Source organism: Undibacterium sp. 14-3-2 (assembly GCF_016595265.1).
Taxonomy (GTDB): domain Bacteria; phylum Pseudomonadota; class Gammaproteobacteria; order Burkholderiales; family Burkholderiaceae_D; genus Undibacterium; species Undibacterium aquatile.
Map to the genome: position 1 here is coordinate 26,684 of NZ_JAENGS010000007.1, position 15,063 is coordinate 41,746.

Annotated in this window: 14 protein-coding genes; all 14 read right to left on the reverse strand. The window is 46.1% G+C overall.

The window, feature by feature from the left end; all coding sequences use genetic code 11:
- Positions 1-3: 3 nt before the first annotated feature.
- The 14 genes from Undi14_RS15095 to Undi14_RS15160 all read right to left on the reverse strand — a co-directional run bounded on the left by Undi14_RS15095 (position 4) and on the right by Undi14_RS15160 (position 14,971).
- Positions 4-2,532, reverse strand: a complete 2,529-nt coding sequence (locus tag Undi14_RS15095) for a hypothetical protein (RefSeq protein ID WP_200181295.1) — start codon at positions 2,530-2,532, stop codon at positions 4-6.
- Positions 2,522-2,815, reverse strand: a complete 294-nt coding sequence (locus tag Undi14_RS15100) for a hypothetical protein (RefSeq protein ID WP_200181296.1) — start codon at positions 2,813-2,815, stop codon at positions 2,522-2,524. Before Undi14_RS15100 ends, Undi14_RS15095 begins: the two co-directional genes overlap by 11 nt.
- Positions 2,816-2,818: 3 nt before the next feature.
- Entirely contained in the window at positions 2,819-3,637 is an 819-nt protein-coding gene (locus Undi14_RS15105) for a hypothetical protein (protein ID WP_200181297.1), read from the reverse strand.
- Positions 3,634-7,404 carry a baseplate J/gp47 family protein gene (locus Undi14_RS15110; protein ID WP_200181298.1) on the reverse strand — a complete coding sequence of 1,257 codons (3,771 nt, stop codon included), beginning with the start codon at positions 7,402-7,404 and terminating at the stop codon, positions 3,634-3,636. The genes Undi14_RS15105 and Undi14_RS15110 overlap by 4 nt, the downstream gene beginning before the upstream one ends.
- Positions 7,405-7,422: 18 nt before the next feature.
- Positions 7,423-7,836: a GPW/gp25 family protein gene (locus tag Undi14_RS15115; RefSeq protein WP_200181300.1), complete on the reverse strand. Its 414-nt coding sequence runs from the start codon at positions 7,834-7,836 to the stop codon at positions 7,423-7,425.
- A gap of 18 nt (positions 7,837-7,854) precedes the next feature.
- The gene (locus Undi14_RS15120) at positions 7,855-8,127 is read right to left on the reverse strand and encodes a PAAR domain-containing protein (protein WP_223826899.1); all 273 of its coding nucleotides are present in this window, start codon (positions 8,125-8,127) and stop codon (positions 7,855-7,857) included.
- 46 nt (positions 8,128-8,173) lie between these two features.
- On the reverse strand, positions 8,174-9,964 hold the full coding sequence (gene vgrG, locus Undi14_RS15125; protein WP_200181302.1) for a type VI secretion system tip protein VgrG: 1,791 nt from the start codon (positions 9,962-9,964) through the stop codon (positions 8,174-8,176).
- Positions 9,965-10,005: 41 nt separating this feature from the next.
- Complete coding sequence (locus Undi14_RS15130) at positions 10,006-10,686, reverse strand: peptidoglycan-binding protein (protein WP_370527212.1); 681 nt, start codon at positions 10,684-10,686, stop codon at positions 10,006-10,008.
- A 2-nt stretch (positions 10,687-10,688) separates the two neighbouring features.
- Positions 10,689-10,853, reverse strand: coding sequence for a DUF5908 family protein (locus tag Undi14_RS15135; RefSeq protein ID WP_186883739.1), 165 nt, complete (start codon positions 10,851-10,853; stop codon positions 10,689-10,691).
- A gap of 12 nt (positions 10,854-10,865) precedes the next feature.
- Positions 10,866-11,333 carry a phage tail protein gene (locus Undi14_RS15140; protein WP_186883738.1) on the reverse strand — a complete coding sequence of 156 codons (468 nt, stop codon included), beginning with the start codon at positions 11,331-11,333 and terminating at the stop codon, positions 10,866-10,868.
- 8 nt (positions 11,334-11,341) lie between these two features.
- The gene (locus Undi14_RS15145) at positions 11,342-11,800 is read right to left on the reverse strand and encodes a phage tail protein (protein ID WP_186883737.1); all 459 of its coding nucleotides are present in this window, start codon (positions 11,798-11,800) and stop codon (positions 11,342-11,344) included.
- Positions 11,801-11,874: 74 nt separating this feature from the next.
- Positions 11,875-13,560 carry a phage tail sheath C-terminal domain-containing protein gene (locus tag Undi14_RS18320; RefSeq protein WP_190478725.1) on the reverse strand — a complete coding sequence of 562 codons (1,686 nt, stop codon included), beginning with the start codon at positions 13,558-13,560 and terminating at the stop codon, positions 11,875-11,877.
- A 17-nt stretch (positions 13,561-13,577) separates the two neighbouring features.
- Positions 13,578-14,387 (reverse strand): hypothetical protein, encoded by an 810-nt coding sequence (locus tag Undi14_RS15155; RefSeq protein WP_200181305.1) that lies wholly within the window; start codon positions 14,385-14,387, stop codon positions 13,578-13,580.
- A complete protein-coding gene (locus Undi14_RS15160) occupies positions 14,384-14,971 on the reverse strand; it encodes a DUF4255 domain-containing protein (RefSeq protein WP_200181306.1) in 588 nt (195 codons plus the stop codon). The genes Undi14_RS15155 and Undi14_RS15160 overlap by 4 nt, the downstream gene beginning before the upstream one ends.
- Between the last annotated feature and the right edge of the window lie 92 nt (positions 14,972-15,063).

Below are 15,063 nucleotides of genomic sequence, written 5' to 3' on the forward strand. Positions count from 1 at the left end.
TTCTTATATCCAGAAATGTCTGGTTTGCTGATGACGATTTTTTTTCAAAAACTCAATCAGATCGCCCGCTTTATTATCCAGATCTTGGGCGTCAGCTTTGTAGCCTGCCAGCGCAAAAGTTTTTAGTGCGCTCATCCAATTTTTATAGCGCAGTTCAAATTGCGCCAGAAAGGCAAATTCCAACCAGAAAAATTCCGGCAAGATGTGGGCAGGAAGATGTTGCGCAATCAGATTTTCTATCCAGTTGCGACATTTTTGATCAGCATATCTTGCGGTAAAACCCGGCAGGATAACGCTGACGCGATGGGCATAAAAATCATGTGAAATCTTACGATGAGTTTTCTCACCGCGTGGGCGCAGTAAGATGTGCTCGACAACATGAAATCCTTCACAATCCATACTTAGCTGGATTAAGGCATGTTGCATGTGTTGCGCATACAGACTGATTTTTTCGGTCGGCAAAAGAAGAAGAGGCCAGATTTCTTCCGTCTGCACAGTCAGGCATAACCATGCATGCGTACGCCCAGCGGGCAGGGATCTGAAACTAGCCCAATCGACTCCGGCACGCAGCAAGTATTCGCATACTTCCATGTCAGGAAGGGCAAATGCCGGATCAGACATATAGTCAGCGGGTTTAGCAAGCGCTTTGGTATTTTCGTAGGCAATTGTGTTGGGGGCGTTGACTTGCTTTAGACGTCCGTCTTTATAACGGCCATTGCTGATGAATTTAATTTTTTCCCGGAGTGCTTCCGTTAGTGAATTTACTTTTTTGTCATTGACTGAACCGGTCAGAATTTGCAGACGTTTCTGTAAAGGAGTAAGACTTTCAACATCCCATTCTTTCTGAACATTGATTGCACTACCGCGTCGGCTGCTGAGTTCACACAGGTGTTTCAAAAAATGTATTTTGTTGTTAATCAGATCCTGTTCCAGCTTTTCGTCTTGATAGTAGTTATAGCGTCGCAGGTCTTCGGTGGGAAATTCTTCGCCGTAGATGGCGAGCAATGAGTCCAGTACACGGCTGCGTCTGTCATAGACGTTATCTTGTCCGGCAATAATTTTTGCGACTTCTGACTCGTTTGCTTTTGATGTATATAAATGCTTAATGTCAGGAATTTCTGCATTCGTAAGAAACTGCGAAAAATAACTGCGATCCAGCGTTTTATCGATGGAATAAAGACTACGTATGTTTTCTAATGACGCAAAGTAATTCGCCATCATTTGTTCGAACGGATAAAGGTAGGCCTTTAATTGTCGTGCTCTGGCATGAACCTCTGGTGGCTCTGACTTTGGTACGCCATAGTGATTGATGCCATAGATTGCAGGAGTATTTTCACCAAGCGAACTGTATTGTGCGAAGTCGCGGTGCTGCCCTTGAGGCAGTTGTATGATGTGATCGATTTTTCCTTTGTTGCGGCGAAATGCATTATGTTCAAATTCATATTTTTTTAAATACAAAGCGATTTGTTCGCCGAACTCCCGGGTTTCATATTTGTTTTGCAGAGTGTTTTTCTGAACGTTTTTTTCATCATCATGACTCGCGTCCAGCGACGTGGTTCTTCCATGTACCAGACGCAGGGCGTGTATTTTTTCGCTTTGTTCAACAAAGTGCAATGCAGGACAGTTGATATCTTTGTGGCCGATATGCACCAATTCTAGGTTAGCCCCGTTTTCATCGACCAGAAACAGCGATTTGACATTTTTTACGCCTGGAATATGACGCACTAAAGTAATCAGCTTCATGACATCAATGTCATAATTTTCCTGGGAAAAATCTCTTTCGTTGATATACCCATGGGTTGTTAAAGGCCCGCACAGAATTTCCTCCCATCGCAGTCCCTGATGTATGGCGTCTTCAAAACGTAAAATCTGGCTACCAGCGGTTATCAGTTTTGCGCAGCGGAAGTAAATATCGGCGTAAATTTCAGCACGCGGACGACTATCGTCAATTTCGATTTCACCCGCTAATGTATAGGCTTGCGGAGTGACGACGTGGATCTCATCGATGTCGCGGCAGAGGTTGCGATGTTCTGATAACAAGCGGATGACATCATTGCGTAAGGTGTGCTGCACCTGACGAGTATCTTTTTTACTTGGAAGGAATAAGGATTCGTGGGGTTTGATGAAGACGGAAAACATACCCGGTATCGGGTGATCGTCATTTGCTGACAATATCCACACGTCCTCTACTTCTGGCAAACTGTCGTAAATTAATTTACAAAAATCGAGATCAGTCAGCGCTTGATTGACGAAAATCTCTTGCGGTGCATAGAGCGCTAAGGCTTTGTAATCGATACCGCCGTCCTGTCCGCATAAAAAGTCGCTGACGTCAAAATCGGTGCGGTAGACCAGATCGGTCAGGCCATAACAAAGTAATTCCAGCAGAGTGACGCCAGGGTCGTGCAAATTGTAATCTGTCCATTTTTCTTTGGACAAACTTTGCAAAAGCTCGAGACCCTGCATCCTGAGACCATCGAAGTCGAGGCCGTCAGAATCTGCTTGCAGACGATTAATGTGATCTTTACTGATCACTTTCCTTTGCCTCCTGCATTTGCTGGTGCATGCTGTGTAACAGGGCACTGACACGCTTGTAGGGCATTTCCCCCAGTACACTCAGAATCAGACGCAACTGACTGGCGCTGACGTTGATGGTACCGATATCCTCTTCATCCGATCCTTCGGGAAAGCTTGCTGCCGCTTGTTGGTTCAGATGTCCTATCGTTTCAAAAACTTCTTTAAATGGCCGTTCAACCAGTGCTTCCAGTATCAGATTGCCCTGAGCAAGACTCAAAGAGAATGAAATTAAATCTTTCATGGATTAATTTTTAACCTTGCCTTTGGCATCGTACTGAGGAACCGGCTGACGTAATGGTTTCTGATCGCTTTCTAACATCAGGGTATCCAGCCAGAGTTGGGTCAGATGATATTTAATCCATACATCATCACCGTAGCTGCAACCAACCCGCATTTGTAATTTAAATTCAAATGGTTTTTCGGGATTGTCATTGATCCATCGAAGTTCGATCCGGCTGCATTTGTTGCCGAAATGTGTTTGATGATAAGTAATGCTGCCATTTGCATTAAATGCATTTAATGCAAACGCATGGGTCAGCGCATAACGGCCATCGCTGTCTTTTGCTCCGGCTCCGGCGATCACTTCCCATGCCTGGCAGCCCGTCATCGTTTCAGTAATGTCGTACCAGCGACCATCGGCTGGTACTGCTAATTCTCCTTCGCGCCCGATGCGGCCGTGAGATGCAATACAGCCAGCAACGTCCAGCTCGTGCTGCGGTTGGGTTTTGCGGATGCCTACTGCCGTGCGATGCACGCCATCGACTCCGGTTGTACTGGATAAGGTCAGAAGTGCCTGATTGCGGGCATCCTGAATACTCAGATTGTCGCTGGATTTTTCCAGCCCAAGAGACCAGAGTGCATTTCCGATATTAATGTCCTTGTAAAAACTGACCAGTTTTCCATCGCGTAGTTGCGCGACTTTGAATCCTGCTTCTGGTGTTTTATCGAAACCTTCATCCAGCATGTTCAGCATGGATTCGATTAAATCGGAAAAATCTTCCTCAGTCGGCATTTTTCCATATTTAAACTGCTCTTGTAGCATTTGACGCGTTCTTCGGGTCATGTCTCTGTTCTCGCTGGAATAATGAATGTGGAACCTACTTTGAGCTCATTGACGCCAATGGCTTTCGCAGAGTGTTGTCCGGGTTTGTCGGCAATGACTATCCAGTGATCGTTAATTGGTACCGCGATACTCCATGGATAACTTGGCTGCAGGTCTTTCTCCTGATGTGAAAATTTGGCGTTATCTTTTAATGCGTACAGTAGTTCTGCAGAGCTGCCGACCGGGCAAATTTGCAACATGGATACGCCGCTGACTTCATCGACATATTCAAGATCATGCAGAAATGAAACGACGTTATGCTGCTGTATCGACCATCCGAAATGCCGATGCTGGCCGTGTACATTCCACGGTGAGAGGTAGTCGCAAATAGCCTGATTAATCTGCTCGATATAACGTCCGCCAAAACGGCTGTTATTGAACTCTGTTTTCAGCTTGATAGTGCAACGCACTTGTATTTCTTCATACACTGGATTTTCTACACTGATGGTCGCGTCAGCCGGGGCGTAAGTTTTGATGAAGCTCTGAATTTCATGAATCAGATGTCCGCTCAGATTAGGTTTCTGATTGCTATGCCCCCCCTGATTTAAGTGGGGAATAGGGACGATGAGAATATGCCCTGGCCGTATCTGTCTGCGTGAGCCATGATCTGTACACAGGTTGGAAAAACACTTTACCTTATAGACCTGAGGGAATTTTTCCAGAATCAGCGATTCATAATCCGATGCAGTCAGGCTGCGATTTTTATGGCGCAGACGTTCGCTCGCCCGTGTTCTGAATTGTGAAACGCTTTCTTCTGACTTCCCATCAAAACTGCATCTGATTTGTAGTATCTGGTCGATACCGGCAATATTCTTGCGGCTTTTATTGATACTGAATGCTGGTAATACGGAGGTCAGTTTTTGCCCCTGATTTGCATCCCACGTGACTTTGATTGCCTGAGTATAGATACCGTACAGGCTGCAAAACCGTTCCAGCCCGCGCTGCGCCGTGACTTTCAGCCAGAACATATCATTTGGCATCACCGTATGATCGCTGTCGATATCATCGGGTAACTGCAATTGCACGATGCCACTGGTCATGAATCCTTGCGTGGAGTCATCCAGAATTTGTGCCTGCTGTAATTTTTTCCAGCGATTGGATGATAAATACGACCAGGTCAGATTGGCATCTGCAATCTTTGTCATTGGCAGCGAGTCTTCACGTAAATAGAAATAGAGACTCAACGGTCCGGAAAGACGTTGTGCAGTTAAACCAATCAATAAATTTCCTGTTCCGTCGTAGTCAGGAATCAAGGCAACATCTTTGTTATCGTGAATCTGAATCGCCTCGTAACCGATGGGGTGGAGATGAATAAATTGTTCAGAAAAAAAAGAATGTATTTCTGATTTATTGTGTTCGAAGCTTATTTTCGAACAGGCCTCGTAGTTCAAAACAATACGGCTGATTTGTGGCGTGTAGGGTGGGTTAGGTAAGGCTTTTCTCAGATTTATTTTTTTGGTTTGCGCATTGCTTGTCAGCGTTTGCGATAGCAAATGTGGATATTCCTGATGGCCAAAAGCACCATCGGGAGCATTCAGACTGATTTTGAACATACCGTTCATGGTTGCTGACGTATAGCTGAACGCCGTACTTGCTGTTGCCTGAGGTGTTGGTAAGCTCTGTTTATAGAACGGGATAACTGAACGAAAACTGAGACGGTTTTCAGTACGCACTTGATTGCTATGCGTTCCATCGTCATTCGTTTGATGCTGGAACAGATTGTCATTGACGCTTGCGCTGATCCACTTGCCATCGGCCAATACCGACATTTTTATCTGCACTGCGCCGGATTGGAGCGGTGAATCATAAGCACTGTAATAGCTGACGAATCCCCCGGGAGAGCTTGGTAATCCCGCCCACTCAACATCAACTGAAAGATCACGTAGTTGTTTACTTAATATTTCTTCGCAACCCAAAACTAAGTAAGAGCCGATATCGGGAAGGGGGCCAAACGGTAAAAAAGGTGCGAGTGTACTGACCTGTCCTATGTGATTATGCAATACAAGCTGACGGCATCCATTGACGTGCACGTCGATATGAATTTCGTCAAGAAACCACTGATTTAAAATATCGTAGGGATAGGCATATTCATTCTGCGTCATTTCTCCCCGCAGAACAGGAAGGGCTGTCTGGAACCCAGCTCCGTGAATACTCTCCTGGTATTCTGTGATCGCCGGAGCGCTGGCTGGCAGGGTGAATGTAATGGTCAGGCAGTTGGCGCTTAATTCAGCATTTAATCCCTGGTATTCAGGACGATATTCAGTGATCTGGTGCCAGCCAGTGGCGCTGGTCAGTGAGAGAAGAAACATACTGCGAACGAGCTTCACAAACACATCGACATTCCTTAGCCGTGATGTCTGCCCATGTTGTGTATGTTTTTCCTGTTGCCAAATCTGATTGGCAATTTCTTTCAGACTGGACTCAAGGGTATATTTGCTGTTATTGCGGAACTGGAATGTGAGGCATACGGTACGCTCGCCCTCGTGCATCAGCAACGTATGGCTTGCAATCGCAAAACCAAAACGAGCTGCGCTTCCTCCGGATACGTGCTCCCCGTGTTTCGGCGCACCCATCAGAGGAAGGGGCGGCAGACTTTCATGCAGGGATTGTTCTCCATCCGGCGGTGGAGGCTCTATCGTGCGCAAATAGGCTGATTGCGTCGTCAGTAATTGAGACGCCGACGCATGCTTATCGAAAAAAAGTGTGTGTATCGCCGCAATTTTTGCATCGCTGAGCTGAGCGCTGTTATCCGCTTTGTAAACAATGTCGCGTTGCGCAGTATCGTTTCCTGCGATGAACTCTGCTCCTTTTTCGATGAAAATCTGGCGTACGGCTGTATTGGTTTTGACGACGATATGCGCGCTGTCTGGCCGTTGCCGTTGCGGCTCCATACCGAGAACCTGGCCATAATAAAAATCGATATGCTTATCGCTGAACCGATTAAGCCGTTTTTTTAGTTTTTCAAAAAGACGTATGAAACTGATTAATAAGCTGATAGCCGGATCGTGATTGCCGCTTGTAATGGACGTTGGTAATAGTTTCTTTACCCCGTTTTGCAACATGTTGATTGCCAGATTCAGCGTATGGAAATTATGACGAATCTGCGTCGTTGAAACAGTTAGTTTTTCTACCGGTGAATTTACGGTTACTGAGTTTGTTGGCCATTCAACGAGTTCTTTAAATTGTTTGCTGAACAAAGCATTCACATAGACTTTCAGTTCTGCGGGAGTACTGTTGATCAGGCTTTGAATTTCCCATTTCAGACCACGCAATATACCTTCCAATAAGGTTTTGGCTTGGCTGGCGAGATTATTTGGTAAAAGGCTGAATGCGGTCAGCCACTGATTCAGTAAACGGAGAACCAGTAATGGCGAGTTAATCAGATCCCGATACGATGCGTCCAACTTTGTTGCGATGTCGGTACGGAACCAGTCGCTATAATCCGGTTCGCTTTGCAATCGATGTTCAAACTGCTTTGAGAGAAATTGTGTGTCAACAGCCAATATGGTCGCTATCAACACCGTTTCATCCGCAGCGAAGAACTGGTACCAGTCGCCATCGGTACTGAGATCAGGCTGATAAAAATGCATCAGGCGCGCATATTCACTCGCGATAGCGAGGAGTTGTTCAAAGCGCATCTCGTTGAGATGGAAGTAATCTCCACTTAATGCCGGTAACTGGCGCTGCAACTGACTGCGGCCATCGCTGATCATCAACTGTGACTTCATACCGATCCTGATGCGGGCTTAGAGTTGCACATCGGTGCCTTCACGCAAGTAGAAGGGGTAGACAATATTGTGACGGGTGTTGGTGCTGATGATCGTGTAGAAAATCGTGAAGTTCAGCTTACCTTCGTAAGCCTCAGACGCATCGGTCACAATATTTTCAAGAATCACACGTGGTTCATAAAACAGGATCGCGCGCCCGATCATGTCTTTCAGTATCGTTACCGTACTTTCATTGATATTTTCATAGACCTGATTTTTCAGTCCACAACCAAAATTGGGTTGCATTACACGTTCGCCGGGTGAGGTTGACAGCAATATGAACAAGCTTTGCCTGATATCTTCTTCTGCACTGACCATGATCACGTTGCCACGCTTTGAGAATTCGGGAGGGAAATTCCAGCCGGTGCCAAGAAATGATATGTTTTGATTCATTTTATCTCCCGAATAAAATCAGCCACCGATCATGACTGTCGGAAAACCAAGCGCGATATTTCCACCGTGCGCGGTCGTATCGCCGATTCTCGCTGCCGGGCGGCTGCTGATCATGACTGTTGCGCTACCTTTAACTATGCTGTCTGGAGGTCCAACACAGACGCATAGGTCTCCGACCACGGCTGCCGGTAGGCCGCCTATCAGCACATTTGGTACACAAGGTCCGGAAATTGGTCCGCCGACATGCGGGATCGGTGGCAGACCCGGAGTCACCATGGGACAAACATGCATGTCGGTTATTCTTGCGGCAGGAGGCATGGTTGTGACTTTCTTCCGTTTAGTTAATCATGACCATGGCGCCTTTTACCGTAGTCTGACCGGCAGCAGACAGCTCTGCGCTGGCGGTTCCTTTGGCGACGAAGCTGACGTTGGCTGTGCTATTAATATTGAGACCTGTGGTTTTGACATCCATCTGCGAGGTAATTTCGACATTTTGTACAGCTGAAATTGCTACTTTTCCTTTTGCATTGATGGTGACGTCTTTGGGACTATCCAACAAAATGCCGCTCGGGCTCAGCTCGACCTTGTTATTGTTCTGATCCTGAAGCAGGATGGATTTATCTTCGTCACTGATGACGACTTTATTTTTACCCGGTGTAATCAAGGTAATAATTTTCTTTTCCTCGTCAAATTCAAGTTTCAGTTTGCTGCGTGTGACGATCGCTTTAAAATTATTTTCTGCTGCGAGCTCATATGGCGGTACATGTTTGCTGCTGTACAAACTACCTAGAATAACGGGGCAGGATGGATCATTGTTAAAGAACCCCAGAATGACTTCATCACCAATTTCCGGAATAATGAATGCGCCAAAACCCGATGAGCCGTAAAAGCTCGAAAACCGGGCCCAGACGCCAACGGTAGCCGCATTCATTAATGGGATCGAAACTTGTATTTTGTATTGACCTTCAGGATCAGCATCGAGTTTCAGCACGATGCCTATGTGTAATCCGCTAATACCAGCGGTCCATGCCGCCGCCTCTGGCGCTTGTATCTGATGTTCTTCGGTAAACCAATATGTCGGCATACCGAATTCAACTTCGGTGACCCAGTTACCGTCACTGATACTGTGAATGACATTGCTCGCGATGACATTTCCATTGAAATGTTTTCCTACGCCTTTCAGTTCCAGTAACACGCCCGGTTTTGCCAGCGCGCTTCCCTGAAACTGCATCCGGCCACGGATCCGTGAGAGTGCTGCTTTGGTTTGCTGCGCTTTACTCCAGGCTGTTAAGGCGTCGCTTTCTAACGGTGCCGCGGTTTGCAAACCAAAATCACCGGCATTCAGTACTGCTGCAAGCGTCTTTGAATCAAGATCCCCCTGACCAGTCAGTTTTTCCGGTTGTGCAGTTTGCTGCACGATGGCTAGCTTTGCCAGATCCCAGCTGGTGCTGGTGACGCTGCTCAATTGCCAGCAGGAGTCGAGTTCCGCCTGGAATTCCTGCAGATCGGCACCATAAGTCAGAGTGAGTACAGGGCTTCCGCTGGTTGCAGGCGCTGCGACACTCACTTTTCCTGCGTCAACATTGACAAGCAAGCCATTCACTTCAGCGCGCGCCATCATGTAATCCCAATCCGTCACGTAATACTGAACAAGTTCTTTATAGGTGACGCTGGTGCTATCGACTGTGGCGCTTAAATCCGCATGATTGCTGATCAGCGTTGAAATGATTTGATTGTCCGTTTTGTTGACGTAGCTGGCATTTTTGCGGCCAACCGTCATGGCTAACGCCTTATCACGACACTCGATAATGAGTCGCGAATAATTTTCGCCATTAATTTTTACGGCATGCTTAATAACGATGCCTTCAAAGATCACCTGAGTTTTCGAATCATAGCCTGCACTGATAACGATTTTTGTTCCGGGTTTGAAATTTCCCGCATCGGCAACAGGAAAGTGTCCGTTTGGCATATCGCCATCCAGAATGGTGATTGTCGCAGAGGGAATCCGGTTAAAACTATGCCGGGTTTCTATAGAGACCACTTTGACCAGGTCTGGCATGCTCTGACCGTCGCAGGTAATCAGAAAACTCAGAACCCCTGTACTGTCGTTCAATGGAGAATTAGCCATGGTTGTTTATTTCAAATTAGTAACAGCATCGTCGGATATCTTTAGTTCGCCAATGGCGGAAACTTAAGCGTTGTTCCGGGTGTTAAATTGCGAAAAGAACTAAGACCATTGATGCGAGCGACTTCCATATAGTAGCCACTGTCGCGGTAAATCCTGTCGCATAACAGCGGCAGCGTGTCGCCAGCTTTGACCGTGATCAGATGAGTCAGGTCTGGTGAGCTTGCAGCCTTCTTTTTCCCCATTTCCCCTGGGCTGATGTACTCCACAAAGTTGAGTGTGATTTTTGCGCGCAGCGGTTCACCGTTCGGTTTGAACAGTGTGTAATCAAATTTCATTCCTTCTGCACGCCCGTAGAAAATCAGACTGCCCCACACGATTTGTACAATAGGGGTTTCATGCTTTACTCCTACATAGCTGTAGATCGTGTTTCGTAAAGTCTGAACTTGTTCTTTTACCGTTTTTTTTGTGCCGGGAATGACACCCGTCCCATCCAAAATCAGTTCTTTGAGATTGAGTTTTTGTGGTTGGCTGGCGTGAAATTTTGCCTCATTCCCAGCTTGACCCAAGGTCTGGTTTTTTGCATATTTGATAGAAAAATCATGTCCGTATCCTGAGGGGTTAATCAGCGCCTCAAAAAATGGGCGGCTGCTATCAACGCTGATAGATCCGTTTTCAGCGACGGTGCAACCTGAAATTTTGAGCAGTGTTTTTTGCCCGGACACGATCAGCGCTCCCTCGGTTCACGTAGAAGACTTTGTACCATCTGCCGGAGCTCCGTCAGAATTTCGTCTTTGATGAGTTGTTTATCCACAATAACTTCATCCTCCTTATTCTGAGGATGATTCAGTATCGTCGTTTTGATAATCAGCTCTTTAATTTCTATCGACATGATTTCGCCAGATCATTTACTACGTTTCGAATAGGTATAGGCAAAAGTCATCTTCTCGATTGCCACTTCATTTTTTGTCGCGTTAAATCCTTCGACATCCCACTTAACGGGATAAGCATCAATGAAAGCCCATGCCCGTAGTACTTGTCCATCTGCGCCATTGAGTTTAACGATAATCGTTTGAGGAACGATCAACTTGATAAAGGCACCTTCCAATGTATCTTTGCACCATTTGACCAACGGCGAGTTGAGCATGGAAATGCCGCGCTTCAATTCAAGGTTAGGATGTTTGATACTCTTTGGAAGCTGATGCACAAAGCGGTTTTCTCCACCTTCCACAACAGCTTCCGTTTCCATCTCCAGACTGATTCCTGACACTTCGCTGAAGGAAGCATCAGGAACCTGTACGCCGTTACCAAAGGTAACCGTGAAATAAAACGCGGCAGGAGGGTAGCCTTCCTCGAAATATTCACCAGTCATATCAATGCTTATTTATTAGCGATAGTCAGACCTTCGTGGACAATTTCGATAGATTCGATCGCCACTTCATTGCCTTCTGATTTCAAGTCGGTACTTGAAATCTTCGTTGGCCACGCATTAGTCAAAGTCCATACCATTGTGTCATTACCTTCTTCATCAAGCAGACTGATCGTGACCGGAACACGTTTGATGGTGTTCATCTTAATTTTGTTGAGCCAGTCCCAGAACTTGTTATCACCTTTAAACACGCCTTTTTTCATCGTGATGTTGCCGTATTTTTTCATTCCGGGCATTTTAATCACGGAGAAAACAGGGCTGTTTCCGTGACGGTATTTAATTTCTTCTGACTGAACATCTAGGCCAGATACCTCCTGGAATGACATTTCGTTGGAGTCCCATTTCACGCGGAAATAGAATTTTGGCAAAGGCCATACATTCGCTGATTGTTTAGATCCATCATCTGCCATAACAAACCTCTTTAAGAAAGTAACTTTAAAAAATACGCTGATTAATGACGCGGTATTGCGTTATAAAAGCATTTTTAAGATTTCTGCATCTGCTGTTGGAACGTAATTTCAATGAACTCGGCCGGGCGGCTCAGTGCAACCAGAATAGTGACGCGCAAAATGCCTTCCAGAATATCTTCAGCAGTCATCGTCTCTCCCAGGCCGACATGCACGCTGAATGCATCTTCCGGGCTTGCTCCGGCCAGGCCGCCGCGCTTCCAGATGCCTGTCAGGAAATTGCTTGCCATGCTTTTGATCGTCACCCAGGTGCCGCTGACGTTCGGTTCGAAAACATAAGCTTTCGTTGCCAGACGCAGGGATTCTTCCAGCATGATCATGGTCCGACGCACGTTGATGTAGCGCCAGTCGAGACTATTGCCATCCAAGGTTCTGGCACCCCAGACCAGCGTTCCTTCGCCGATGAAGCTACGGATCGCATTGATCGATTTACCTGCGGTCGTGACATTCAGATCTTCTTGTTCGTCGTGGGTGATATTGACTGAAGGAGAAACAACCGACGCCAGGCTGACATTGGCTGGTGCTTTCCACACGCCGCGTGAATTATCGACCAGTGTGTAAACGCCGGCCATGGCAGCTGATGGTGGCAACAGATTCAGCTTGACCTGAATGGCACTTAAAATTTTCACGTACAAAGGGCTGATCGTGAACAATGTTTTGTGCAATTCAGCCGGCGCTGAACTGATTTCTGCCTCCGCTTTCGTCTTTTTATCAGCGTCTTCTTTCGCTTTTTTCTTATCTTCGTCCGACATTGCTTCTAACGCGGCTCTTTCTTTCGCTCTGTCTTCGGCGGTTTTTTTCGAGTCGGATTCCGCTGTTGCTTTTTTATCGGCTTTCAGCTTTTCAGCTGCTGCCAGTACCGATTCTATGCTGTCGATTTGCTCGTTATAAGCATCCTTCTTATCCTGATGCAGGGTGCTGATATTCACTTCTGCTTTCAGGCATTCGCTCAACTTTTTGAGATCAGCGATATTGGAAAAACCTAAATCAGAGAGTTGTACGATGGACGTGTTTGCCCAGGGATAGTAAGCAGAACCAAAGTCGAGAAAGCTGGTGCCTAAAGCATTGCGGAATTTTGCGATGCAGTCACCATCGTCACGACGATCTTTGTAGCCATCATAAATATCAAGAATGGAGAAGCGATTCTTCATTTTTCCGCCGCAGTGCATCAGACTTGCCTGTTGCAGTGAAATACAGTCATCCATGCTGAGGGACATCGCATCAGGAATGACGATCATTGTCGGTTCCTGTTCCTTGAGCAGTTCGTCAAATGCACTTTCAAGAGCGGCTTTTTCGATTTTTGCCTGATAGTCACCAACAGAAACGACGTAGCATGCGCCGCCACCGTTCTGAAAAAACAACTTCATACCGTAGTAGAGATAGTTGCGGCTTTTGGTGTTAAGTAACTGATATTCGTCGTCGCCAATTCTGAAATCGCTGTTAGGCGCATTTTTTACATTGGCATCTTCACTCGGGAATGTATCGATGGCGAACTTATCATTCGGAGCGCCACCAAAAAAATTGACGAATTCAGACATGGAGGAAATGCGCCAGGGCTTATTTTTAAGCGACGCTCCTTTGTTACTTGCTATTTCGGTGTATCCGATAAATGCAGGAACTGCAGTCGCAACCTCGACAACTGAGTTAGGAAAAGCATTTTTTTCTACGATATAGACACCAGGGGTTTTATACGCGCCAGCCATATGTATTCCTTTGAAAATTATTGATGAATATAAATTTCCGCAACGACGAATGAATGCCCGTCGGGACGTCTTTCTTTGCCAATATGCTGCACGTTGGCATTTGGTAATCGCTTCATTAATACTTTTCCTGTGACACCCTCTTCACACAGTTGAAAACGTTGTGACGGAATGCTTCTCATCGGCAGTGCCGCTTCAGAAACGAAGGCAACACTGGTCTTGCTAACTACCTGAGACGAAGGGATGAAGCGGATACCTTCGTCTTCATTGCTACTGTTTAAATCAATGATTTTTAATTTGCGCGATGCCAGAGCGCCTGAAAAAAAATATTTCCAATGTATGGGGCGCGCTTCCAGCTGAATCCAGAACTCTCTTGCATCAATTTTTTTCGTATTTACCGGAAAGTCGTCCGTTATCGAAACTAGAAATAGAGGTTCTTTCGTGCTGACATAAGCGCTCTTTTTTGCGGCATTTTCGTTGACCATTTCTTCTGCATGCAGCAGTTCGTTCACACTGTCAGCCGTTGCCGCAGAATTTTTGAAGCAGAGCGGTAGCGGCATTGGCCAGCGCGTGTAGAAATTCATTAATGGGTCGTCAGAAAAGACGGCAAAGCAGAAGTTCCATTTTTCAGTGCTTGTGACTTGATTTTCAATGTCGCTGGTTTCGAGCCAGATCTCTACGCTATCAGAGCTTTTCCGCAGCAAGATATTTTCCCGTTGCATGAAAAGGGCGCATTCCTTCGTCGGCTCAAAACGGATATGCGTACCAGCTCCCTGATCGAAAAAATCATGCCGTACATACACCGTAAATAAGCGCAGGTATTCGCTCACGATTGCATGCCCACTTCAAATGAGTGCTGAGTTTTTGTAATAAGCGGTACCTGACCGATAACGGCCTCGCTCTCGACGGTAATCATGCGCACTTTGTAAAAAACCGACGGCAGGTAGCGTCCGCCTAGCAGACTCCACAAATTATTCAAATCAGGAATTTTTAAATTTTCTATATCCAGTATCAGTTTTTCGATACGTGGGTCGAGACCAGGGCTGTTTTTATGATCGAATGAGGCTTGTTGCTGGAAAAAGCTGATTGCCTGAGAAATAGATTTAAGTGCTTCAGCGTAATTGCCTGCGCCGAAATTTGCCGCCATCATCACATATAAGTTCAGATATAAAGGGCTGCTTTGCACTACCTGGCGTTCATCTTGCGTGCGCGTTATCTGGTTCGCGCGATAAGGCAGGGTGTCTTTTTCAATATTAACCAGTGTCAGTACCAGTTTATTATTGGCTTGCGCTGCTGCTGTTCCGTCCGTTTCAAAGAGATTCGATACAACAGCAATATCTTCTATCAGTTGAAAATTATTTTTGAACTGTTGATTCAGTTGTCCGGCGAGGTGACTTAAGGCGGCGTTAATCATCAGTGACTCCGCAGCAGATAGCAGAGAAATAAACAAATGTTAAACGGAACAAAATTCGTAACATGCTTGCGTTCTTTCTCTCAGTTGACGCG